The 21,703-nt window shown below is 63.0% G+C and carries 23 protein-coding genes; 12 read left to right on the forward strand and 11 right to left on the reverse strand.

Features of this window, described 5'->3' with window-relative positions; all coding sequences use genetic code 11:
• The first annotated feature begins 40 nt into the window (after positions 1 to 40).
• Positions 41 to 1,573 carry a SulP family inorganic anion transporter gene (locus ACN6NG_RS00185; RefSeq protein ID WP_063424530.1) on the forward strand — a complete coding sequence of 511 codons (1,533 nt, stop codon included), beginning with the start codon at positions 41 to 43 and terminating at the stop codon, positions 1,571 to 1,573.
• A gap of 109 nt (positions 1,574 to 1,682) precedes the next feature.
• Here the strand turns inward: ACN6NG_RS00185 and ACN6NG_RS00190 are convergent, their stop codons facing one another.
• Entirely contained in the window at positions 1,683 to 2,324 is a 642-nt protein-coding gene (locus ACN6NG_RS00190) for a hypothetical protein (RefSeq protein WP_061202793.1), read from the reverse strand.
• A gap of 368 nt (positions 2,325 to 2,692) precedes the next feature.
• Here ACN6NG_RS00190 and coxB point away from each other — a divergent pair, with 368 nt between their 5' ends.
• The 4 genes from coxB to ACN6NG_RS00210 are packed head-to-tail and all read left to right on the forward strand — an operon-like array spanning position 2,693 to position 6,934.
• The gene (gene coxB / locus ACN6NG_RS00195) at positions 2,693 to 3,820 is read left to right on the forward strand and encodes a cytochrome c oxidase subunit II (protein ID WP_016497402.1); all 1,128 of its coding nucleotides are present in this window, start codon (positions 2,693 to 2,695) and stop codon (positions 3,818 to 3,820) included.
• 43 nt (positions 3,821 to 3,863) lie between these two features.
• The gene (ctaD, locus tag ACN6NG_RS00200) at positions 3,864 to 5,453 is read left to right on the forward strand and encodes a cytochrome c oxidase subunit I (protein WP_016497403.1); all 1,590 of its coding nucleotides are present in this window, start codon (positions 3,864 to 3,866) and stop codon (positions 5,451 to 5,453) included.
• 10 nt (positions 5,454 to 5,463) lie between these two features.
• Positions 5,464 to 6,030 (forward strand): cytochrome c oxidase assembly protein, encoded by a 567-nt coding sequence (locus ACN6NG_RS00205; RefSeq protein ID WP_063424532.1) that lies wholly within the window; start codon positions 5,464 to 5,466, stop codon positions 6,028 to 6,030.
• A gap of 16 nt (positions 6,031 to 6,046) precedes the next feature.
• Positions 6,047 to 6,934, forward strand: a complete 888-nt coding sequence (locus ACN6NG_RS00210) for a cytochrome c oxidase subunit 3 (RefSeq protein ID WP_063424534.1) — start codon at positions 6,047 to 6,049, stop codon at positions 6,932 to 6,934.
• A gap of 111 nt (positions 6,935 to 7,045) precedes the next feature.
• On the opposite strand, the gene ACN6NG_RS00215 is transcribed toward ACN6NG_RS00210, so the two are convergent.
• Entirely contained in the window at positions 7,046 to 7,249 is a 204-nt protein-coding gene (locus ACN6NG_RS00215) for a twin transmembrane helix small protein (RefSeq protein ID WP_016484259.1), read from the reverse strand.
• A gap of 51 nt (positions 7,250 to 7,300) precedes the next feature.
• On the opposite strand from ACN6NG_RS00215, the gene ACN6NG_RS00220 reads away from it, so the two are divergent.
• Genes ACN6NG_RS00220 through ACN6NG_RS00240 form a run of 5 tightly spaced genes read left to right on the forward strand, consistent with a single transcriptional unit; the run spans position 7,301 to position 11,184 of the window.
• The gene (locus ACN6NG_RS00220) at positions 7,301 to 8,038 is read left to right on the forward strand and encodes an SURF1 family protein (protein ID WP_353457132.1); all 738 of its coding nucleotides are present in this window, start codon (positions 7,301 to 7,303) and stop codon (positions 8,036 to 8,038) included.
• Entirely contained in the window at positions 8,007 to 8,588 is a 582-nt protein-coding gene (locus tag ACN6NG_RS00225; RefSeq protein ID WP_063424536.1) for a hypothetical protein, read from the forward strand. Before ACN6NG_RS00220 ends, ACN6NG_RS00225 begins: the two co-directional genes overlap by 32 nt.
• A 9-nt stretch (positions 8,589 to 8,597) precedes the next feature.
• Complete coding sequence (locus ACN6NG_RS00230; RefSeq protein ID WP_063424538.1) at positions 8,598 to 9,677, forward strand: COX15/CtaA family protein; 1,080 nt, start codon at positions 8,598 to 8,600, stop codon at positions 9,675 to 9,677.
• The gene (cyoE, locus tag ACN6NG_RS00235) at positions 9,662 to 10,555 is read left to right on the forward strand and encodes a heme o synthase (protein WP_474312714.1); all 894 of its coding nucleotides are present in this window, start codon (positions 9,662 to 9,664) and stop codon (positions 10,553 to 10,555) included. The genes ACN6NG_RS00230 and cyoE overlap by 16 nt, the downstream gene beginning before the upstream one ends.
• A complete protein-coding gene (locus tag ACN6NG_RS00240; RefSeq protein ID WP_063424542.1) occupies positions 10,552 to 11,184 on the forward strand; it encodes an SCO family protein in 633 nt (210 codons plus the stop codon). Before cyoE ends, ACN6NG_RS00240 begins: the two co-directional genes overlap by 4 nt.
• A 196-nt stretch (positions 11,185 to 11,380) precedes the next feature.
• Here the strand turns inward: ACN6NG_RS00240 and ACN6NG_RS00245 are convergent, their stop codons facing one another.
• The 3 genes from ACN6NG_RS00245 to ACN6NG_RS00255 all read right to left on the reverse strand — a co-directional run bounded on the left by ACN6NG_RS00245 (position 11,381) and on the right by ACN6NG_RS00255 (position 13,894).
• Entirely contained in the window at positions 11,381 to 12,151 is a 771-nt protein-coding gene (locus ACN6NG_RS00245) for a MetQ/NlpA family ABC transporter substrate-binding protein (protein WP_063424544.1), read from the reverse strand.
• A gap of 64 nt (positions 12,152 to 12,215) precedes the next feature.
• On the reverse strand, positions 12,216 to 12,887 hold the full coding sequence (locus ACN6NG_RS00250) for a methionine ABC transporter permease (protein WP_012269918.1): 672 nt from the start codon (positions 12,885 to 12,887) through the stop codon (positions 12,216 to 12,218).
• Positions 12,887 to 13,894, reverse strand: a complete 1,008-nt coding sequence (locus ACN6NG_RS00255; RefSeq protein ID WP_016497411.1) for a methionine ABC transporter ATP-binding protein — start codon at positions 13,892 to 13,894, stop codon at positions 12,887 to 12,889. Before ACN6NG_RS00255 ends, ACN6NG_RS00250 begins: the two co-directional genes overlap by 1 nt.
• A gap of 227 nt (positions 13,895 to 14,121) precedes the next feature.
• Between ACN6NG_RS00255 and katE the strand changes: the two genes are divergently transcribed.
• The gene (katE, locus tag ACN6NG_RS00260) at positions 14,122 to 16,266 is read left to right on the forward strand and encodes a catalase HPII (protein ID WP_474312717.1); all 2,145 of its coding nucleotides are present in this window, start codon (positions 14,122 to 14,124) and stop codon (positions 16,264 to 16,266) included.
• A 110-nt stretch (positions 16,267 to 16,376) separates the two neighbouring features.
• Here the strand turns inward: katE and ACN6NG_RS00265 are convergent, their stop codons facing one another.
• The 4 genes from ACN6NG_RS00265 to zur all read right to left on the reverse strand — a co-directional run bounded on the left by ACN6NG_RS00265 (position 16,377) and on the right by zur (position 19,242).
• Positions 16,377 to 17,084 carry a PA5502 family lipoprotein gene (locus ACN6NG_RS00265; RefSeq protein ID WP_403014131.1) on the reverse strand — a complete coding sequence of 236 codons (708 nt, stop codon included), beginning with the start codon at positions 17,082 to 17,084 and terminating at the stop codon, positions 16,377 to 16,379.
• A gap of 127 nt (positions 17,085 to 17,211) precedes the next feature.
• Complete coding sequence (znuB, locus tag ACN6NG_RS00270; protein ID WP_016497414.1) at positions 17,212 to 17,994, reverse strand: zinc ABC transporter permease subunit ZnuB; 783 nt, start codon at positions 17,992 to 17,994, stop codon at positions 17,212 to 17,214.
• Positions 17,987 to 18,760, reverse strand: a complete 774-nt coding sequence (gene znuC / locus ACN6NG_RS00275; RefSeq protein ID WP_012269923.1) for a zinc ABC transporter ATP-binding protein ZnuC — start codon at positions 18,758 to 18,760, stop codon at positions 17,987 to 17,989. Before znuC ends, znuB begins: the two co-directional genes overlap by 8 nt.
• A complete protein-coding gene (gene zur, locus ACN6NG_RS00280) occupies positions 18,757 to 19,242 on the reverse strand; it encodes a zinc uptake transcriptional repressor Zur (protein ID WP_019472432.1) in 486 nt (161 codons plus the stop codon). Before zur ends, znuC begins: the two co-directional genes overlap by 4 nt.
• Before the next feature lie 18 nt (positions 19,243 to 19,260).
• Between zur and ACN6NG_RS00285 the strand changes: the two genes are divergently transcribed.
• Positions 19,261 to 20,217, forward strand: a complete 957-nt coding sequence (locus ACN6NG_RS00285; RefSeq protein WP_474312718.1) for a zinc ABC transporter substrate-binding protein — start codon at positions 19,261 to 19,263, stop codon at positions 20,215 to 20,217.
• A gap of 111 nt (positions 20,218 to 20,328) precedes the next feature.
• On the opposite strand, the gene ACN6NG_RS00290 is transcribed toward ACN6NG_RS00285, so the two are convergent.
• Positions 20,329 to 21,279, reverse strand: coding sequence for a homoserine kinase (locus ACN6NG_RS00290; RefSeq protein WP_063424550.1), 951 nt, complete (start codon positions 21,277 to 21,279; stop codon positions 20,329 to 20,331).
• 69 nt (positions 21,280 to 21,348) lie between these two features.
• On the reverse strand, positions 21,349 to 21,636 hold the full coding sequence (locus ACN6NG_RS00295) for a DUF2782 domain-containing protein (protein WP_003252997.1): 288 nt from the start codon (positions 21,634 to 21,636) through the stop codon (positions 21,349 to 21,351).
• Between the last annotated feature and the right edge of the window lie 67 nt (positions 21,637 to 21,703).

The raw sequence follows: 21,703 nt of genomic DNA on the forward strand, positions 1-21,703 counted from the left end.
GCCAGAGGAATGGCCGTGCGACAGAGAAAGGAGAAACACGGTGAACATTACACAGTTGAAAGCGGCCCTGCCGCGTGAGTTGCTGGCGTCGGTGGTGGTTTTTCTGGTGGCCCTGCCGTTGTGCATGGGTATCGCGATTGCCTCGGGCATGCCGCCGGCCAAGGGCCTGATTACCGGCATTATCGGCGGCATTGTGGTGGGTTTCCTCGCCGGTTCGCCGTTGCAGGTCAGCGGCCCTGCCGCCGGCCTGGCGGTACTGGTGTTCGAACTGGTGCGCCAGCATGGCATGGCCATGCTTGGGCCGATCCTGTTGCTGGCCGGGCTGCTGCAGTTGCTGGCCGGGCGCCTGCGCCTGGGTTGCTGGTTTCGTGTCACTGCGCCAGCGGTGGTGTACGGCATGTTGGCGGGGATTGGCGTGCTGATCGTGTTGTCGCAGGTGCATGTGATGTTCGACACGGCGCCGCAGCCTTCCGGGTTGCAGAACCTGCTGGAGTTCCCGTCCACCGTTGCCGCAGCCCTGCCACAGGAAAACGCAGGCTCCGGCTGGATGGCCGGTGCGCTGGGCCTGGGCACCATCGCCATCATGTGGGGCTGGGAACGCCTGCGGCCGCAGCGGCTGCGCTTCGTCCCTGGCGCCCTGCTGGGTGTTGCCGCCATGACTGCCATCAGTATGTGGCTGGCCTTGCCGGTAAACCGCGTGCAGGTGCCGGCAGACCTGTCCGAGGCCATCGACTGGCTCCGCCCGGCTGACCTGATGCAACTGGCCGACCCTACCCTGCTGGTCGCCGCCTTTGCCCTGGCCTTCATCGCCAGCGCCGAAACCTTGCTCTCGGCCGCGGCGGTAGACCGCATGCACAGCGGCCAGCGTTCGGACTTTGACCGTGAACTGTCGGCCCAAGGTATCGGCAACATGCTCTGTGGCGTGCTGGGCGCGCTGCCGATGACGGGTGTGATCGTGCGCAGCTCGGCCAATGTGCAGGCGGGGGCGCAGACGCGGGCATCGGCAATCTTTCACGGCTTGTGGCTGTTGGCCTTCGTGGTGGTGTTGAGCAGCGTGCTGCAGCAGATTCCGGTGGCGAGCCTGGCGGGTGTGCTGGTGTTTACCGGGGTCAAGCTGGTCGACTTCAAGGCATTTCGTGGCCTGGGCCGTTATGGTCGCATGCCGATGTTCACCTATGCGGCGACGGCGCTGGCCATCATCTTCACCGACCTGCTGACCGGGGTGCTGCTGGGCTTTGCCCTGACCCTGCTGAAGCTGGCGTTCAAGGCAGCGCGGCTGAAGATCAACCTGGTGAGCCTGGAGAAGGCCGGGCACATGGAGCTGCGGTTAAGTGGTGCGGCGACGTTCCTGAAGGTGCCGGCGCTGACCCAGGTGCTGGATACCGTACCGGCGGGCACCACGTTGCATGTGCCGTTGGGCAACCTGAGCTACATCGACCACTCGTGCCTTGAGCTGCTGGAGGACTGGAACCGCAGTAATGCGGCCAATGGCTCACGGTTGTTGATCGAGCAGCGGCGCCTGAAGCGGCGGATCGAAGGGCGGTTGCGCACTACGGCGGGGGTTGGGGCCTGAAAACTTCTATCGCCTGAACTGGCCTCTTCGCGGGTGAACCCGCTCCCACAGGGACCGCACAGACACTCAATGCTGTGCAGTACCTGTGGGAGCGGGCGGTACAGGAATATCAGGCTGGCTGACCCAGCTCCACACCCAGCTGGCGCGACAGGCAAGGCCAGCGCTTCCACGCCTCGCCGGTTGCCGGGCTGCTCAGCTTTTCGCGGTAAGCCTCCACCGATTCCACCGCAAAGCTTTCGTTATTGAGCATTTCGTCAACCGAGTGGTGCACCACTTCATCCAGCTGGTTGGCAAAGCTTTCGCCAATCAGCTGGTGGGCAATAAGGTTGGCGACCGTGGTGTCGACCGGGATCAGCGGCTGCTGGAAGTGGCGGATGTACAGGTCATTCACCTCTTCCACCAGGCGGTGCGCCAGGTAGGCCTCATCCAGCAGGCAGTCCAGGCCTACATGCCCTTGCATCACGCTGGGCGGCTGCAGGAAGTAAGCCTCGGCAATTTTCAGTACAGGTTTGATCTGCGATTCGATCCCGGCTTCGCGGGCGACCTCGTGGGCGGCCTCCAGCAGTTCCGGAACTTGGTCGATGTAGGCGCTGACGAAGCGCGCCAAAGTACCCTGGGCGTCCTGCTCAGGCAGTTGGATCGAGGGGTGCAGATGGGGCAGTTGCAGCTCGAGACGCTGTTTCAATTGGCCGGTCTGGCCTTCATGTTGATGGGCTTGGCTTACCTGCTCGCGTACAGCAGCGATGTTCATGACAACTCCAGGGACATTACGTTTCAAACGGAAGACACTAAATTAGCTCGGTATACAGAATACCTAAGACGCATTTGTTATAAGCGGCGCAAACGTGTGCGCTATCAGGTATATGGGAGTGCCATTATTGCGCCACACCCTATCAAGCGCGCGGTTTTCAGACCATTCAGTCATTTCGTGAAGTTCATTTCACACGCTTCATTGCGTGCCATTGGTCGCTGTCTATACTCCCGTTGAACGTGATTCGTTGATGAGGCCCGACTGCTTTTGCAGGGGCTCGGTCGTCGAAGCCAGGCAGTCTTGACCGCCGTTCCCTCTTGCCGCAGGCCACGCCTCCGGGACAACAAGAATTAGAAGGGGAACCCGCAATGATGCGACATCCACATGTCTGGATGGGCCTCCTGTTGTGGTCGGTTTTTGGTCAGGCCAACGCCGCCTGGACCGTGAACATGCACCCGGGGGCGACGGAGGTTTCCAACGCCGTCTTCGACCTGCACATGACCATCTTCTGGATCTGCGTGATCATCGGCGTAGTTGTATTCGGCGCGATGTTCTGGTCCATGGTCGTCCACCGCCGCTCCACTGGCCAGCAGGCCGCGCATTTCCACGAGCATACCTGGGTGGAAATCATGTGGACCGTGGTGCCCTTCCTGATTCTGGTGGTAATGGCCATTCCGGCCACTAAGACCCTGATCGACATCTACGACGCCAGCGAGTCGGACATCGACATCCAGGTCACCGGCTACCAGTGGAAGTGGCACTACAAATACCTGGGCCAGGATGTGGAGTTCTTCAGCAACCTGGCCACCCCCACCGATCAGATTCACAACAAGGCCCCCAAGGACGAGCATTACCTGCTCGAAGTCGACCAGCCGCTGGTGCTGCCGGTGGGCGCCAAAGTGCGCTTCCTGGTGACTGCCGCCGACGTCATCCACTCCTGGTGGGTGCCGGCCTTCGCGGTCAAGCGCGACGCCATCCCCGGCTTTGTCAACGAAGCCTGGACCCGTATCGAAAAGCCCGGCATCTACCGCGGCCAGTGCACCGAGCTGTGCGGCAAGGACCACGGCTTCATGCCGGTAGTGGTGGAGGTCAAGTCCAAGGCCGACTACGACACCTGGCTGGGTGAGCGCAAGGCTGAAGCCGCCAAGCTCAAGGAACTGACCAGCAAGGAGTGGACCCTGGAAGAGCTGGTGGAACGTGGCGACAAGGTCTACCACACCACCTGCGTGGCCTGTCACCAGGCCGAAGGCCAGGGCCTGCCGCCGATGTTCCCGGCGCTCAAGGGCTCGAAGATCGCCACCGGGCCGAAGGAAGGCCACCTGAGCATTGTCTTCCACGGCAAGCCCGGTACCGCCATGGCGGCGTTCGGCAAGCAACTCTCGGAAGTCGACATTGCCGCCGTTGTCACCTACGAACGCAACGCCTGGGGCAACAACAAGGGCGACATGGTCACGCCGAAGGACGTGCTGGCGCTGAAGCAGGCAGAAGCCAAGTGAACCGGGTTACTCGCGGCAATCAATGGGTTGCAGGAGACAGGACATGAGCACAGTGATCGACGACCACGCCCACGGCCATGAGCACGCCCACGGCCCGGCCAAGGGCCTGATGCGCTGGGTACTGACCACCAACCATAAAGACATCGGCACGATGTACCTGTGGTTCAGCTTCATCATGTTCCTGCTTGGCGGCTCGTTCGCCATGGTGATCCGCGCCGAGCTGTTCCAGCCTGGCCTGCAGATCGTGGAGCCAGCCTTCTTCAACCAGATGACCACCATGCACGGCCTGATCATGGTGTTTGGCGCGGTGATGCCGGCCTTCGTCGGCCTGGCCAACTGGATGATCCCGTTGATGATCGGCGCGCCTGACATGGCCCTGCCGCGCATGAACAACTTCAGCTTCTGGCTGCTGCCGGCAGCCTTCCTGCTGTTGGTCTCGACCCTGTTCAGCCCGGGTGGCGGGCCGAACTTCGGCTGGACCTTCTACGCCCCGCTGTCCACCACCTACGCCCCCGCCAGCGTCACCTTCTTCATCTTCGCCATCCACCTGATGGGTATCAGCTCGATCATGGGCGCGATCAACGTGATTGCCACCATCCTCAACCTGCGTGCGCCTGGCATGACCCTGATGAAGATGCCGCTGTTTGTCTGGACCTGGCTGATCACGGCCTTTCTGCTGATTGCGGTGATGCCGGTGCTGGCCGGTGTGGTGACCATGATGCTGATGGACATTCACTTCGGCACCAGTTTCTTCAGCGCGGCCGGGGGCGGTGACCCGGTGCTGTTCCAGCACGTGTTCTGGTTCTTCGGCCACCCCGAGGTGTACATCATGATCCTGCCGGCCTTTGGTGCGGTCAGCTCGATCATCCCGGCGTTCTCGCGCAAGCCGCTGTTCGGCTACACCTCGATGGTGTACGCCACCGGCGCAATTGCCTTCCTGTCGTTCATCGTCTGGGCCCACCACATGTTCGTGGTCGGCATCCCGGTAGTCGGTGAGCTGTTCTTCATGTACGCCACCATGCTGATTGCCGTGCCCACCGGGGTGAAGGTGTTCAATTGGGTCAGCACCATGTGGGAAGGCTCGCTCACCTTCGAAACGCCGATGTTGTTCGCCATCGCCTTCGTGATCCTGTTTACCATCGGCGGCTTCTCCGGGCTGATGCTGGCCATCGCCCCGGCGGACTTCCAGTACCACGACACCTACTTCGTGGTGGCGCACTTCCACTACGTGCTGGTGCCCGGGGCAATCTTCGGCATCTTCGCCTCGGCGTACTACTGGCTACCGAAATGGACCGGCCACATGTACGACGAAACCCTTGGCAAGCTGCACTTCTGGCTGTCGTTCATCGGCATGAACATGGCCTTCTTCCCCATGCACTTCGTGGGGCTGGCCGGCATGCCGCGACGCATCCCCGACTACAACCTGCAGTTCGCCGACTTCAACATGGTGTCGTCGATCGGTGCCTTCATGTTCGGCGCCACGCAGATCTTCTTCCTGTTCATCGTCATCAAGTGCATCCGCGGCGGGGCGCCGGCACCGGCCAAGCCCTGGGATGGCGCCGAGGGCCTGGAGTGGTCGATCCCCTCACCTGCGCCCTACCACACCTTCCAGACACCACCGGAAGTGAAATAGGAAACCCGCCATGAACGGCCTGTCGCTGAAACGCCTGGTAACGCGCCTGCTGATGCTGACGGTGGTGATGTTCGCCTTCGGCTTTGCCCTGGTGCCGATCTACGACGTGATGTGCAAGGCCTTCGGCATCAACGGCAAGACCGGCGGGCAATACGAGGGCAGCCAGGTCAGTGACCCGTCGCGTTCGGTGCGGGTGCAGTTCATGTCGACCAATGCCAGCGACATGGTCTGGGACTTCTACTCCACGGCTGACCAACTGGAGGTCAACCCGGGGGCGGTGAACCAGATGATCTTCGTCGCGCAAAACCCGACCGACCGACCCATGAGCGCGCAGGCGGTACCCAGCATCACCCCGGCCGAGGCCGCGGCGTACTTCCACAAGACCGAGTGCTTCTGCTTTACCCAGCAGGTGCTGCAGCCCGGCGAACGCATCGAGATGCCCGTGCGCTTCATCGTCGACCGCGACCTGCCGGTCAGCGTGAAGCACCTGACACTGGCCTACACCTTGTTCGACATCACCGCTCGCCACCCGCCGGTCGCGCATGTTGCGGCCCAGGACGTCCAGGGCGCCCGTTAAGGGAAGGAGAACAGCAATGGCAAGTCACCAGCACTATTACGTTCCGGCGCAGAGCAAGTGGCCGATCATCGCCACCATCGGCATGTTCATCACGGTGTTCGGCCTGGGCACCTGGTTCAACGACATGAAGGCCGGGCACCCGGATTCGCACGGGCCGCTGATCTTCTTCGTGGGTGCGTTGTTTCTGGCCTACATGCTGTTCGGCTGGTTTGGCGCAGTGGTCAAGGAGAGCCGAGCCGGGTTGTACAGCCCGCAGCTGGACCGCTCGTTCCGCTGGGGCATGAGCTGGTTCATCTTCTCTGAAGTCATGTTCTTCCTGGCCTTCTTCGGTGCGCTGTTCTACGTGCGCGTACTGGCAGGGCCGTGGCTGGGTGGCGACGGGGCCAAGGGTGTTGCACACATGCTGTGGCCCACGTTCGAATTCACCTGGCCGCTGCTGCACACGCCCGACCCGAAACTGTTCCCGCCGCCCAAGGAAGTGATCGACCCGTGGCACCTGCCGCTAATCAACACCATCTTGCTGGTCAGTTCCAGTGTGACCATCACCATTGCCCACCACGCCCTGCGCCGTGATCACCGCGGGCCGCTGAAATTCTGGATGGCCCTGACCATCCTGCTGGGGCTCAGCTTCATTGCATTGCAAGCCTTCGAGTATCACGAAGCCTATACCAAGCTGGGGCTGACGCTGGGGTCGGGGATCTATGGCGCGACGTTTTTCATGCTCACCGGGTTCCACGGTGCCCACGTGACCTTGGGCACGATCATCCTGATCGTGATGTTCGTGCGCATCTTGCGCGGGCATTTCAACCCCGAGAAACACTTCGGCTTCGAGGCAGCCAGCTGGTATTGGCACTTCGTCGACGTGGTGTGGGTGGGGTTGTTCATCTTTGTGTATGTGCTGTAAGGCCAATCGCCGGCAAGCCAGCTCCCACAGGGTTACACAGGGCCTGTGGCCTATGCAGATTCCTGTGGGAGCTGGCTTGCCGGCGATGAGGCCAGCAAAACGAGTGCAGTTTCAGAAGGGGGCGTGTGAAACCAGCTGACCGCTGAGCAAACCCCAGGCGACCAGGGCAATGGTCAGGGCCGCCAGGGTCACCCGCACGGTCAGAGCCTTCAGCAGACGAGTCGAGTTTTCGTCGTCCTTGACCAGAAACACCAGGCCACTGAACAGGCTGGCAATCGTGGCCAACAGCATCAGGACAATCGCGGCCTTGAGCATGGCGCTACTCCGGGGGGATGCGGTGATGTGGATAAGTATAGCGAGGCGCCCGTGAGGCCGTTTCGCCCAGGCTGGGTACCGACTCTGGTGGTGCTTGCACTGCTGCCGGGGCTGGTTGCGCTCGGCTGCTGGCAACTCGGCCGCGCCGAGGAAAAGCGCGCGCTGCTGGCCACCTATGCCGAGCGGCGCATCGAGGCGCCGATCACCACCGCCCAGCTCGCATCAAGCGACGACAATGCGTTTCGCCGCCTGCACCTGTACGGCCGCTTCGACGCCGAGCACAGCGTATTGCTGGACAACCGCATGCGCGATGGCCAGGCCGGTGTCGAACTCCTGCAACCCTTCCATGACCAGGCCAGTGGCCAGTGGCTGCTGATCAACCGCGGCTGGCTGCCATGGCCAGACCGCCGCGTGCCTGTGCATTTCGACACCCCTGCACACGCCTTGGCACTGGACGCTTCGGTGTATGTATCGCCGGGCAGCACGTTCCAGCTGCATCCCGACCCTGAAGGCGGCCAATGGCCGCACCTGCTCACAGCCGTTGATGCCGCGCAGCTATGGCCGGCGCTGGGCCGTGAAGGCTTTGCCCATGAGTTGCGCCTGGAGCCCGGCCCGGCGGCCTATCGCCTGGACTGGCCGGTTGTCGCCATGGGCCCGGAAAAACACCTGGGCTACGCCGTGCAGTGGTTTGCCCTGGCGGGTGCACTGGTTCTGCTTTACCTCTATTTCGGCTGGCACCACAACAAGGAGAAACGCCATGGCCACCGCCACTCCACTGGACGTGCCTGAACGTAGCAAACCCAGAGCCCGCGGGCGTTTGCAGCTTTTGCTGATCCTGCTGGTAGTGCTCGGGCCGATGATTCTGGCCACCAGCATGTACAAGCTGAAGTTCTGGGTGCCAGAAGGCCGCAGTTACCACGGCGCCATGATCGGCAACGGTGAAACCCGCACCGATATCGGCGTGGCAGGCCAGGACCAGCGTTGGCAGTTGCTGGTCAGTGCGCCCGAAGCCTGTACCGAGGACTGCCAGCGCCTGGTGTACCTGGCCCGGCAAATCCAGGTGGGCCTGGGCCGCGATGCCAGCCGTGCCAGCCATGCACTGGCCACCGCCCAGCCACTGAGCGCCGACTACCAGGCGCTGCTGGGCCGCGAGTACCCGCAGCTGCAACGCTACCCGCTGGATGCCCCGCGCTACCTGCAGAAGGTGGGCGAGCCTGGCCCGCAACTGTGGATCGTCGACCCCCACGGCAACCTGGTGCTGCGTTATGACGGCAAGGCCAACGGCAAGCATGTGCTGGATGACCTGCGCCACCTGCTCAAGCTGTCCAACATCGGCTAGGAGCCTGCCATGGCCAGACCTGGATACCGCATTGCTGTGTTCGCCACCCTGTTGGCACTGCTGGTCGTCCTGCTGGGTGCCTACACCCGCCTGACCCACGCCGGCCTCGGCTGCCCCGACTGGCCGGGTTGCTATGGCTTCATCAGCGTGCCCAAGAGCGAGGCCCAGCTTGCCCATGCCGAGCTGCACTTCCCCGATCACCCGGTGGAAGAGGCCAAGGGCTGGGCGGAAATGGTCCATCGCTATTTCGCCGGTACCTTGGCCATGGTGATTGCCCTGCTCGCCTTCCAGGCGCTGCGTCGGCATGCCCGCGATGGCCAGCCTTACCGCCTGCCGGTGCTGTTGCTGGGTGTGGTGCTGGCCCAGGCGGCTTTCGGCATGTGGACGGTCACCCTGAAGCTGTGGCCGCAGGTGGTCACGGCGCATTTGCTGGGTGGCTTCACCACCCTGAGCTTGCTATTCCTGTTGTCACTGCGTCTATCCCGGGCCTTTGCGCCCTTGCCGAAACTGCCACTGAGCCTGCGGCGGATCGCTGCGCTGGCGCTGTTGGTGGTGGTCGGCCAGATCGCCCTGGGCGGCTGGGTCAGTGCCAACTATGCAGCGGTCGCCTGCATTGACCTGCCGACCTGTCACGGCCAGTGGTGGCCAGCGGCGGACTTCAGCAATGGCTTCCACCTGACCCAGCACGTCGGCCCCAATTACCTGGGCGGGCAACTGGACAGTGATGCCCGCACGGCCATCCACATCAGCCACCGCCTGGGCGCGCTACTGGTCACCTGCGTGCTGCTGATGCTCAGTTGGAAGCTGTACCGCTGTGGCCTCCCCGGCCTGGCGCGGCTGGTGCTGCTGGCGCTGGCCCTGCAAGTGGGCCTGGGCATCAGCAACGTGGTGTTCCACCTGCCGCTGGCGGTAGCGGTTGCGCACAATGCCGGCGGGGCACTGTTGTTGCTGAGCATGGTGCTGGTGAACTACCGCATTCGAGTGGTCGACAAGGTACGCGTGGGTGTCGGCCAAGGCTGGCGCCTGCGACCGGTGGCCGGCGTGGGCATCTCCCATCACATGAGGAACGACTCGTGGCGACGCTTCTGAGCGCACGACGGGCCAGCTGGCGCGATTACCTGGAGCTGACCAATCCCAAGGTAGTGGTACTGATGCTGATCACCTCGCTGGCGGGCATGTTCCTGGCCACACGGGCGGGGGTCGGCTGGAGTGTGCTGCTGTTCGGCAACCTGGGCATCGGCCTGTGCGCTGGCGCGGCGGCGGTGGTGAACCATGTGGTGGACCGGCGCATCGATGCACTGATGGCCCGCACCCATAAGCGCCCGCTGGCCCAAGGGCGGGTTGAGCCGCTAGCGGCGTTGTTGTTCGCCCTGGTCCTGGCGCTATTGGGTATGGCCCTGCTGCTGGTGTTCACCAACGCCGTCACTGCCTGGCTGACCCTGGCCTCATTGCTCGGTTATGCGGTGCTCTACACCGGCTTTCTCAAACGCGCCACGCCACAGAACATCGTCATCGGCGGCTTGGCCGGCGCCGCCCCGCCGCTGCTCGGCTGGGTGGCGGTAAGCGGCCATGTCAGCGCCGAACCCTTGCTGCTGGTGCTGATCATCTTCGCCTGGACCCCGCCGCACTTCTGGGCGCTGGCCATCCACCGCAAAGAAGAATACGCCAAGGCCGATATCCCGATGCTGCCGGTGACCCATGGCGAGCGCTACACCAAGCTGCATATTTTGCTGTACACCCTGATTCTGCTGGCGGTGAGCCTGCTGCCCTATGCCATCCACATGAGCGGCCCACTGTACCTGGCTTGTGCCCTGGCCTTGGGGCTGCGCTTCCTGCAATGGGCCTGGGTGTTGTACCGTGGCAGCCGGCCGCACGCGGCGATCGGCACCTTCAAGTACTCTATCGGCTACCTGTTCGCGCTGTTCATCGCGTTGCTCCTCGACCACTACCTGTTGCTGAACCTATGACCCGAACCCAGAAAACCGTCTTCATCCTCGTCGCCCTGGTCGCGTTGATCCTGGGCCTTACCGTCAACAAGGTGCTCAATGGCCGCGACCAGCCCAACCCCGCCGAGCTGATCGACGCCGGCATTATCCTGCTGCCGCAGAGCCGCACCGTGGCCGACGTGACCATGACCAACCAGGACGGCCAGCCGGTGCAGATGGATGACCTCAAGGGCAAATGGTCGCTGCTGTTCTTTGGCTACACCTACTGCCCGGACATCTGCCCGACCACCCTGGCCCAGTTGCGCCAGGTGAAGAGCGAGCTGCCCAAGGAAGCCGTCGACCGGCTGCAGGTGGTGCTGGTGAGTGTGGACCCGAACCGCGATACGCCGAACCAGCTGAAGCAGTACCTGGGCTATTTCGACAAGGACTTTGTCGGGGTGGCGGGGTCGATCGAAGATACCCAGAAGCTGGCCAATGCCTTGAGCATTCCGTTCATTCCGGCGGATACCAGCAAGCCGGGGTATACCGTGGATCACAGTGGCAACCTGGCGGTTGTCGGGCCGGATGGGCGTCAGCGTGGGTTCATTCGTGCGCCGTTCAACAACCAGAAGCTGGTGGCGCAGTTGCCCGGGCTTGTGAAGCGGGATTGAGAATGCTGGGCCTGCTGCGCAGGCCTATCGCGACACAAAGTACGGCGTACACCTCGGTCCTTGTGGTTTGCCTGCCAGGGCCAATCGCCGGCAAGCCGGCTCCCACAGGGACCTCACAGGGCCTGAGGCTGGCGCTGTACCTGTGGGAGCTGGCTTGCCGGCGATAGGGCCGCAAAGCGGCCCCGGGGATGTTGGATCAGAACGCCGGAACCACAGCGCCCTTGTACTTCTCGAGGATGAACTGCTTCACCTCTGGCGAGTGCAGTGCAGCCGCCAGTTTCTTCATGTCTTCCGAATCCTTGTTGTCCGGGCGGGCAACCAGGATGTTCACGTAAGGCGAGTCGCTGCCTTCGATGGCCAGCGCGTCTTTTTCCGGGTTCAGCTTGGCTTCCAGCGCGTAGTTGGTGTTGATCAGGGCGACATCGACCTGGGTCAGCACACGCGGGATGGTGGCGGCTTCCAGCTCACGGAACTTCACGTTTTTCGGGTTCTCGGCAACATCCTTCACGGTGGACAGGATGTTCTTGTTGTCCTTGAGCTTGATCACGCCTGCCTTGTCCAGCAGTAGCAGGGCGCGGCCGCCGTTGGTGGCGTCGTTGGGGATGACCACGGTGGCGCCGGAGGACAGCTCGTCCAGCTTCTTGATCTTGGTGGAATACACGCCCAGCGGCTCGATGTGCACGCCGGCCACGCTGACCAGGTTGGTGCCCTTGGCCTTGTTGAACTCATCCAGGTACGGCTGGTGCTGGAAGAAGTTGGCGTCCAGGCGCTTTTCGGCAACCTGTACGTTCGGCTGGATGTAGTCGGTGAATTCCTTGACCTTCAGCTCCACGCCTTCTTTGGCCAACTGCGGTTTGACGAAGTTGAGGATTTCGGCGTGCGGCACCGGGGTGGCGGCAACGGTCAGGGTATCGGCGTGGGCCGAGAAGGCCGCAACAGCGGCAGCGACAGCAAGCAGCTTCTTCATTGATCACTCCTTGTGAGGGCCGCGACGGCCCCCGAACGGGTCGGCCAGGCCGACCCCATTGGGGTTACTTACGGGAAAAATGCACGACCAGTTTGTCGCCCACGCTCTGCAGTACTTGAACCAGTACCAGCAGCAGTACCACGGTCACTACCATCACATCGGTCTGGAAACGCTGGTAACCGAAGCGGATAGCCAGGTCGCCCAGACCACCGGCGCCCACCACACCGGCCATGGCGGTGTACGAAACCAGGGTGATGGCGGTGACGGTAATGGCCGCGAAGATACCCGGACGGGCCTCTGGCAGCAGCGCACTGGTGATGATCTGGCGGGTGGTGGCGCCCATCGACTGGGTAGCCTCGATGATGCCGCGGTCCACTTCACGCAGGGCGGTTTCCACCAGGCGGGCGAAGAACGGCGTGGCACCCACCACCAGCGGCGGGATGGCGCCGGCAACGCCCAGCGAGGTGCCGGTGATCAGTACGGTGAACGGGATCATCACGATCAGCAGGATGATGAACGGCAGCGAGCGCAGGATGTTGACCACCAGCGACAGCAACGCGTACACGCCCTTCTGCTCGAACATCTGCTTTGGCCCGCAGAGGAACAGCAGCACACCCAGTGGCAGGCCCAGCAGCACGGTGAAGAACAGCGAGCCGAACAGCATGATCATGGTGTCGATGGTGGCCAGCCAGATTTCGGCCCAGTCGACGTTGGCAAAGAAATTCAGGGCGTCCATCAACGCAGTACCTCCATATGTACGTCAGCTGCCTTGAAGCGGGCGAAGGCCGCTTCCATGTCACCGCCGATCAGGGCGAGGGTGAGCTGGCCATAGGGGACATCCTTGATGCGGTCGATACGCCCGGCGAGGATGCTGTAGTCCACACCGGTTTCGCGGGCCACGGTGCCCAGCAGCGGCGCGTACGTAGCGTCGCCCTGGAAGGTCAGGCGCACGATGCGGCCAGGTACGTGGGCAAAGTCGTCGCGCTGCTCGCCTTCGTCGACCTGCTCGTCTTCCTGGACAAAGCGCTTGGTGGTGGGGTGCTGCGGGTGCAGGAACACATCGGCCACCGAGCCTTGCTCGACGATCTGGCCGGCGTCCATCACCGCCACACAGTCGCAGACACGGCGGATCACGTCCATTTCATGGGTGATCAGCACGATGGTCAGCTTCAGCTCACGGTTGATTTCGGCCAGCAGTTGCAGGACCGAGGCCGTGGTTTGCGGGTCGAGGGCACTGGTGGCCTCGTCGCACAGCAGGATCTTCGGGTTGGTGGACAGGGCGCGGGCGATGCCGACGCGCTGCTTCTGGCCGCCGGACAACTGCGCCGGGTACTTTTTGGCGTGGTCTTGCAGGCCGACACGGGCCAGCAGCTCGGTGACGCGCTTGTCGATTTCGCTGCGCGACAGCTCGCCGGCCAGGGTCAGTGGCAGGGCGACGTTGTCGGCGACGGTCTTGGAGGCCAGCAGGTTGAAGTGCTGGAAAATCATCCCGACCTGCTGACGGAAGCCGCGCAGCTGGCTGGCGTTGAACGCGGTGACGTCTTCGCCGTCGACGATGATCTTGCCGCCGGAGGGTTCTTCCAGGCGGTTGATCAGGCGCAGCATGGTGCTTTTGCCGGCGCCGGAATGGCCGATCAGGCCGAACACCTGGCCATCTTCGATGGTCAGGCTGGTCGGATTCAGTGCGGGGATTTCCCTACCGGCAACGCGGTAGGTCTTATGTACCTGTTGGAACTCGATCACGTAGCGAACCTTGTGGGGCGCATTGAAATTTGGGTCAGCGGTTAGCTGGGGTCGCGCATTTTAGCCTTTTCCCATAGCTGTTCTTAGCATTTATTTCGTAATGCACCAATCCTTCGGGCATATCGCGACAACTGGTAATCAAGATTGAACGCTCGGCAACGCCCTCCAGTCACTACTTGGACAAGCCCTGAACGGGCACGCCTTAAGACTGATGAGGAGAGCCGATCATGCCCAGCAAGAAAACGGACGCGCCCAAGCAGAGCGAAGCCGCCGGCACCCAGACCCCTGACCGGGCCAATACCAATGCCAAGCTGCAAAGCCTGGAGGCCGACCGCAGCGATGCGACCGGGCATGCGCTGCGCACCAACCAAGGCGTACGCATCGCTGACAACCAGAACACCCTGAAGGCGGGTGACCGCGGGCCCTCGCTGCTTGAAGACTTCATCATGCGCGAGAAGATCACCCACTTCGACCATGAACGGATCCCCGAGCGCATCGTGCACGCACGCGGTACCGGGGCCCACGGGTTCTTCCAGAGCTATGGCAACCACGCGGAGCTGACCAAGGCCGGCTTCCTGCAGGACCCGGAAAAGATCACCCCGGTTTTCGTGCGCTTTTCCACGGTGCAGGGCCCACGCGGTTCTGGCGACACGGTGCGCGATGTGCGGGGCTTTGCCGTCAAGTTTTACACCGACGAAGGCAATTTCGACCTGGTCGGCAACAACATGCCGGTGTTTTTCATCCAGGATGCCATCAAGTTTCCCGATTTTGTCCACGCGGTAAAGCCGGAGCCACACAACGAGATACCTACCGGCGGCTCGGCGCATGACACCTTCTGGGATTTTGTCTCGCTGGTGCCGGAATCGGCCCACATGGTCATGTGGGCCATGTCTGACCGCGCCATCCCGCGCAGCCTGCGAATGATGGAAGGCTTTGGCGTGCACACCTTCCGCCTGATCAACGCCGAGGGTGTGGCCAGCTTCGTCAAGTTTCACTGGAAGCCGAGCCAGGGCGTGCATTCGCTGCTGTGGGACGAAGCCCAGAAACTGGCGGGCAAGGACACCGACTTCCAGCGCCGTGACCTGTGGGAAGCCATTGAAACCGGCGACTACCCGGAATGGGAACTGGGCGTGCAGATTGTGCCTGAGGCTGACGAACACAAGTTCGACTTCGACCTGCTGGACCCTACCAAGATCATTCCCGAAGAACTGGTACCCGTCACCCCGCTGGGCAAGATGGTGCTGAACCGCAACCCGGACAACTTCTTCGCCGAGGTCGAGCAGGTTGCATTCTGCCCTGGCCATATCGTGCCGGGTATCGACTTCACCAATGACCCACTCCTGCAGGGCCGGCTGTTCTCCTATACCGACACGCAACTGAGCCGGCTGGGCGGGCCGAACTTCCACCAGATCCCGATCAACCGCCCTGTGGCGCCCAACCACAACAACCAGCGCGATGCTTTGCACCAGCACACCGTGCACAGGGGCCGTGCCTCGTATGAGCCGAATTCCATCGACGGCGGCTGGCCGAAGGAAACGCCACCCGCTGCCCAGGATGGCGGCTTCGAGAGCTTCCAGGAGCGCATCGATGCGCACAAGATTCGCCAGCGCAGCGAGTCGTTCGGCGACCATTTCTCGCAAGCGCGGTTGTTCTTCCAGAGCATGAGCCCGACAGAGCAACAGCACATCATCAAGGCCTACAGCTTCGAGCTGGGCAAGGTCGAGCGCGAGGCCATTCGTGCCCGTGAGGTGAACGAAATCCTGGCCAACATCGACCTCAAGCTGGCGGCCGCCGTTGCCGCCAACCTGGGGCTGCCGGCACCCAAGGCGGGCACCGTTCAGGTGAAAGGCAGCAAGCTTGCGCAGTCTCCGGCATTGAGCCAGATGAACCATCCGGGGGTTGTGGGCATCAAGGGGCGCAAAATAGCTTTGCTGCTGGCCGATGGCGTGGATGCCGGCAGTGTCGACCGGTTGGTCAAGGCGCTTGAGGCGCACAGCGCGCGCATCATGCTGCTTGGGCCCACCTCGGCACCGGTCAAGGCTGCCGACGGAAAGGCACTGCCAGTGGATGCCTCGATGGAGGGCATGCCTTCGATCATGTTCGACGGGGTGCTGGTACCGGCCGGCAAGGCCGCGCTGGATGCGCTGGGGGCGAGTGGCCTGGCCAAGCACTTCCTGCTCGAAGCCTACAAGCACCTGAAGGCGATAGGCTTTGCCAAGGAGGGCAAGGTGCTGGTGGACGCGCTGGGCCTGAAGGAGGACAAGGGGCTGTTGCTGGGCGATGACCAGAAGACACTGGACGCTTTCGTCAAAGCGGTCGAGGGGCACCGGGTGTGGGAGCGTGAAGCTGCTGCGGAGGCTGTACCGGCCTAAAGGGCTGCTTCGCACCCCATCGCGGCACAAGGCCGCTCCTACCGGAGATTGCATGCCCTGGTAGAAGCGGCCTTGTATCGCGAAAGGGGCGCGCAGCGCCGCCAGTGTTTTCAGCGCTGATGCGGTACCAGAACCACCTGCGCCGGCAGCGAGCGCTGAATCTGATGCTTCTGCTTCAGCTGGAACCCACTGTCGATCTTGCGCACGCGCTTCTCCAGCAAGGTCTTCAGCCACGGCGCATCGTCGGTGCGCGGCACCTGGAACACCACTTCGCAGTCATAGCTCACCACATCGGCGGCAATGTCATCGAGCTGGCGGCGCATGGCGCGGCTGTCAGTGGTCTTCAAGGCAACCACCGTGCTTGGCGCAGTCGGGTCGATGATGCGTGCCGTGGGCTTGGCTTCGGCGGCTTTCAAGGCAGCCTCTGCCTTCTCCAGCTCGGCCTTGCGTGCCTGGGACAGGGGATCGCCACCGGTCACTGCCGGGGCTTGCGGCATCAGTGCCCGGGCACGGGCCAGGGCGGTAGCGGCCGCATTCACATCACCCTTTTGCAGGACGATCTGGCTGCGTTGCAGGTAGGCTTCGGCCAACTGACGCTGGTATTGCTCCAGGCGCGCGTCGTCAGGCGACTGCGCTTGCAGGGCTGCCAGCTGGTCTTCGGCGGTGGCCAGCTCGTTGCTGGCGATGTTTTGTTGCAACTGCTGCCAGGCATCGGCTTGGGCAGGTGCGGGGGCCTGTTCGACCGGCGCGCTGGAACAGGCAGCCAGGAGCAGGGAAAACGCGGCAACAAGCAGATAACGGGAGGCGAACGGCTTCATTCCTGCGACTCTCTATTTGCGCAAAAAGCGAGCAAGTCTACACCCAGGTGCGCACGCTCGAAAACAGGTCTTACAGACCCTTTACCCGGCAAAAGGTTGCAAGGCGTGCCTTCACACGCCCTGCTGTTCAGCGTTTTGGCAGGGCCAGGCTCAGCAAGAATAGCACCGCCGCGCAAACCACGATCGACGGGCCGGCGGGGGTATCCTTGAACCACGACATGGCCAGGCCACAGCAGACCGCGGTGACGCCCAGCAGGCTGGCGCCCACGGCCATCTGCTCGGGGGAGCGGGCGTGACGCTGCGCCGCAGCCGCGGGGATAATCAGCAGCGAGGTGATCAGCAGCACACCGACGATCTTCATGGCCACCGCAATCACCACCGCAATCAGCAGCATCAGTGCCAGGCGCAGGCCGGCAACGGGCAGGCCTTCGACCGTGGCCAGTTCTTCGTGCACGGTGACTGCCAGCAGCGGCCGCCACAGCGCGGCAAGCAGCACCAGCACCAGCGCACTGCCGCCGAGGATCCAGGCCAGGTCGGTGGTGCTGATGGCCAGCAGGTCACCGAACAGGTAGGCCATCAGGTCGATGCGCACATCGTGCATGAAGCTCAGTACCACCAGGCCAAGCGACAGGGTGCTGGGGGCGAGGATGCCGAGCAAGGTATCGGAGGCCAGCGGTTGGCGTTGCTGCAAGGTCACCAGCAAAATCGCCAGTAGCAGGCAGCCAATGGTCACTGCCAGTGCCGGGCTGACGTCCAGGGCAAAGCCCATGGCCACACCGAGCAAAGCGGCATGGGACAGGGTGTCGCCAAAATAGGCCATTCGCCGCCATACCACGAAGGAACCCAGCGGGCCGGCAACCAGCGCCAGGGACAAGCCGGCAAGCAAGGCGTAGAGAAGAAAATCAGCCATGCTTGCAGTGCTCTCCGTGAACATGGGTGCCAGGGGCGACCACCGAGCCGTGCAGGTCGTGGCTGTGGTCGTGGTGGTGGTGGTAGATGGCCAGGCTAGGTGCGGTCTGGCCGAACAGTTCGACGAACGCCGGGTCGCCGCTGACCTGCTCGGGGTGGCCCGAGCAGCACACGTGACGGTTCAGGCACACCACCTGGTCGGTGGCGCTCATCACCAGGTGCAGGTCATGGGAAACCATCAGCACGCCGCAACCATGGCGATCACGCAGGCGGGTGATGAGGTTGTACAGCTCGGTCTGGCCGACCACGTCCACGCCCTGCACCGGCTCGTCGAGCACCAGCAACTGGGGTTCGCGCAGCAGGGCGCGGGCCAGCAGCACGCGTTGCATCTCGCCGCCGGAAATGGTCTGGATCGGGCTGTCGATGACCTGTTCGGCGCCAACTTCCTGCAGCGCCGACAAGGCTGCGGCGCGGTCTACGCCGGGCACCAGGCGCAGGAAGCGCAGCACCGACAGCGGCAGCGTGGCATCTACCTGAATTTTTTGCGGCATGTAGCCAATGCGCAGCTTCGGCTTGCGCCATACCTTGCCGCGGTGTGGTTTGAGCAGCCCGAGTACGGCGCGCACCAAGGTCGTCTTGCCCGCCCCGTTGGGGCCGATCAGGGTGACGATCTGGCCGGGTGCGACCGACAGGTCGATGCTGTCGAGCACCGCCTCGCCGCCAAAGGTGACGCCGACCTGCTCCAGGCGGATCAGGGCATCGCTCATGCCGCGCTCCGGCAGCTGCCGCACAGGCCGACCACTTCGACGGTCTGCGTCTCGACCGTGAAGCCCACGCCTTTGGCGCTGTTGATGATGGCGTCGCTGATGCTGCTCTGCTCCAGCTCGATGGCCACATGGCAGGCCCGGCAAATCAAGAACTGGCCTTGGTGCACGTGTTCGGGGTGGCTGCAGCCGATGAAGGCGTTGAGCGAGGCGATGCGGTGCACCAGGCCGTTTTCCAGCAGGAAGTCCAGCGCGCGGTATACCGTGGGCGGCGCGGCGCGGCGGCCGTCCTGCTCGCTGAGCACGGCGAGGATGTCGTAGGCGCCCAGCGGCTTGTGGCTTTGCCACACCAGCTCCAGCACACGGCGGCGCAGCGCGGTCAGGCGCAGGCCCTGGCGGGTGCACAAGGCGTCGGCTTCAGCCAGTGCGCTATGTACGCAATGGGAATGATCGTGAGGACGGTTGGCCAGCGGCGTGATGGACATGGGCAGCGACGGTTCTGGATGGAGACGTTATTATGTTACCTGTTTCTGACGACTCGAGTATCCACCGTGTCCCGATTCCTAGCTCTGTTTGTCGCTTTCATCGCATTTTCTGCCCAGGCCGATGTGCGTGTGCTCACCAGTATCAAGCCCCTGCAGCAGATTGCCGCTGCCGTGCAGGATGGCGTTGGCAGCCCTGACGTGTTGCTGCCGCCAGGCGCTTCGCCGCACCACTATGCCTTGCGCCCGTCCGATGTGCGGCGGGTGGGTGATGCCGACCTGCTGTACTGGATCGGCCCGGACATGGAGAACTTCCTGCCGCGGGTGCTGGCAAGCCGCAGCAAGGCCACGGTGGCTGTGCAGTCGCTTGCGGGCATGAAGCTGCGCCACTTTGGCGAGGACAGCCATTCCCATGAGGAAGAAGACCACGACGATCATGACCACGACCACCGTCCAGGCAGCCTGGACGCACACTTGTGGTTATCGTCGGCTAATGCGCGGGTAATTGCGGCTAAAATGGCGGCTGACCTGGCGCAGGTCGATCCGGCCAATGCGGCTCGCTACCAGAGCAACCTGAAGGCCTTCGATGAGCGGCTGGATGCGCTGGATGGACGTATCAAGGCGCGGGTGGCTGGTATTGCCGACAAGCCGTACTTCGTGTTCCACGAAGCGTTCGATTATTTCGAGGCTGAATATGGCTTGAAGCATACCGGCGTGTTCAGCGTTGCGTCCGAGGTGCAGCCGGGGGCGCAGCACGTGGCGGCCATGCGCAAGCGCCTGCAGGAAGTGGGTAAGACCTGTGTGTTCAGCGAACCGCCGCTGCGGCCGCGTTTGGCCGAGACCTTGACTGCCGGGCTGCCGGTGCGTTTGGCTGAGCTGGATGCACTGGGTGGCACCGACCCGGTGGATGGCAAGGGTTACGAGCGCTTGCTGGAGAAGCTGGGTGGTGAGCTGGCGGGGTGCCTGGAACAGCTGTAAGCCTGCACCGGCCTCTTCGCGGGCATGCCCGCTCCCACAGGAACAACGATAACTTTCAGGTTTGTGTTATCCCTGTGGGAGCGGGCGTGCCCGCGAAGAAGCAGACGGGGTCTAGAGGGCGAACGGCAGGTGCAAGGCCACCTTCTGGCGCTGCGCCAGGCGCACTTCGAACTCGCTCGGGTCGTGGATCATCACATCCATCCCGGCAAACGATTCGGCCGCGATCAGGCGCGACAGCCAGAAGCGCACGCAACCTACCCGCAACATTTCCGGCCACAGCTCGGCTTCGGCGGCAGTGAACGGCCGCAGCGCCGCATAGGCTGCCAGCAGTGCCTGGGCACGCGGTACATCCACCGCGCCCTTCTCATCCAGGCACCAGTCGTTCACGGTGATGGCGATGTCGTACAGCATCGGCCCGGAACAGGCGTTGTAGAAGTCGATCACACCGGTCAGGTGGGTGCCTTCGAACATCACGTTGTCGCGGAACAGGTCGGCATGCAGGTTGGCCCGTGGCAACGCCAGAATCTGCGCCTTGTGCGCGGTGATTTCATCCAGCGCCGGCTGCAGCAGTGCGGCCTGTTCGGCAGTCAGGCGCGGCAACAACTCGGCACCCGAGGCCAGCATCCAGTCCAGGCCACGGTCGGTGCGGCGCTCGATGATGTGCTCGCGGGTGGCCAGGTGAATGTGTGCCAGCAGCTCGCCGACCTGGGCGCAGTGCTGGTTGTTCGGCGCCTTGATGTGCTTGCCCGACAGCCGTGGCTGCAGCAGTGCCGGCTTGCCGCACAACTCGCGCAGGCCATTGCCGTCGCGGTCACGAATGGCATAGGGCACCGGCATGTCGGCGTCGTGCAGGGTGTCGAGCAGTTCGATGAAGAACGGCATGTCCTCGCTGGGCCCGCGCTCGATCAGCGTCAGGACGAACTCCCCCTGTTCGAGGCTGACGAAGAAATTGCTGTTCTCGGTGCCGGCGGCAATGCCCTGGAAGTCGAGCAGACGGCCCAGCTCGTACGGCGCCAGAAAGGTTTCCAGCTCAGGCCGGGTCACGGGGGTGAAGACTGACATGATGAAAAAATGCCCATACGGGCACTTCCGCCGGGAAGTGCCGGGTTGATGTGAACGGTGCGCGTCAGATTACCACTCGAAGATCTTCCAGGACGGAATCAGCATGTCCGGCTGGTCGGATCGAATGAAATTGGCATCAGTGCCATCAGCGCGTACCAGAAAATAAGGCTTGCCGTTTTTCGGCGTGATCTTGATCGCATACAGGAAGCCGTTCTGGCGGTACTCCTGGATGGTTTTGTCGCCTTCCGTGCGAATGGTCACCTCGGGATCGGCCGAGGGGGCGTCGTCCGCCGCCAGGGTGACGACAGGCGTGGTTGCCAACAGGCCGAGCAGTAACAGGCGATTGAGTGTACGCATGATAACCTAGTCCCTTTGTCGTCAATGATTCTGGCTATTCTAGCGCCGGACCCGTCGAAAAGGTTGA

It is taken from the genome of Pseudomonas sp. TSO6 (genome assembly GCF_056098905.1).

Coding starts and splice junctions, on each gene's coding strand:
- ACN6NG_RS00265 (WP_403014131.1), bottom strand. CDS start 17,084: ATGAAGCCGTTCGCCTCCCGTTATCTGCTTGTTGCCGCGTTTTCCCTG.
- ACN6NG_RS00295 (WP_003252997.1), bottom strand. CDS start 21,636: ATGCGTACACTCAATCGCCTGTTACTGCTCGGCCTGTTGGCAACCACG.
- ACN6NG_RS00205 (WP_063424532.1), top strand. CDS start 5,464: ATGAACGGCCTGTCGCTGAAACGCCTGGTAACGCGCCTGCTGATGCTG.
- coxB (WP_016497402.1), top strand. CDS start 2,693: ATGATGCGACATCCACATGTCTGGATGGGCCTCCTGTTGTGGTCGGTT.
- ACN6NG_RS00285 (WP_474312718.1), top strand. CDS start 19,261: ATGGAGACGTTATTATGTTACCTGTTTCTGACGACTCGAGTATCCACC.
- ACN6NG_RS00250 (WP_012269918.1), bottom strand. CDS start 12,887: ATGGACGCCCTGAATTTCTTTGCCAACGTCGACTGGGCCGAAATCTGG.
- ACN6NG_RS00190 (WP_061202793.1), bottom strand. CDS start 2,324: ATGAACATCGCTGCTGTACGCGAGCAGGTAAGCCAAGCCCATCAACAT.
- ACN6NG_RS00240 (WP_063424542.1), top strand. CDS start 10,552: ATGACCCGAACCCAGAAAACCGTCTTCATCCTCGTCGCCCTGGTCGCG.
- zur (WP_019472432.1), bottom strand. CDS start 19,242: ATGTCCATCACGCCGCTGGCCAACCGTCCTCACGATCATTCCCATTGC.
- ctaD (WP_016497403.1), top strand. CDS start 3,864: ATGAGCACAGTGATCGACGACCACGCCCACGGCCATGAGCACGCCCAC.
- ACN6NG_RS00230 (WP_063424538.1), top strand. CDS start 8,598: ATGGCCAGACCTGGATACCGCATTGCTGTGTTCGCCACCCTGTTGGCA.
- ACN6NG_RS00225 (WP_063424536.1), top strand. CDS start 8,007: ATGGCCACCGCCACTCCACTGGACGTGCCTGAACGTAGCAAACCCAGA.
- ACN6NG_RS00290 (WP_063424550.1), bottom strand. CDS start 21,279: ATGTCAGTCTTCACCCCCGTGACCCGGCCTGAGCTGGAAACCTTTCTG.
- ACN6NG_RS00210 (WP_063424534.1), top strand. CDS start 6,047: ATGGCAAGTCACCAGCACTATTACGTTCCGGCGCAGAGCAAGTGGCCG.
- ACN6NG_RS00215 (WP_016484259.1), bottom strand. CDS start 7,249: ATGCTCAAGGCCGCGATTGTCCTGATGCTGTTGGCCACGATTGCCAGC.
- ACN6NG_RS00245 (WP_063424544.1), bottom strand. CDS start 12,151: ATGAAGAAGCTGCTTGCTGTCGCTGCCGCTGTTGCGGCCTTCTCGGCC.
- znuB (WP_016497414.1), bottom strand. CDS start 17,994: ATGGCTGATTTTCTTCTCTACGCCTTGCTTGCCGGCTTGTCCCTGGCG.
- znuC (WP_012269923.1), bottom strand. CDS start 18,760: ATGAGCGATGCCCTGATCCGCCTGGAGCAGGTCGGCGTCACCTTTGGC.
- katE (WP_474312717.1), top strand. CDS start 14,122: ATGCCCAGCAAGAAAACGGACGCGCCCAAGCAGAGCGAAGCCGCCGGC.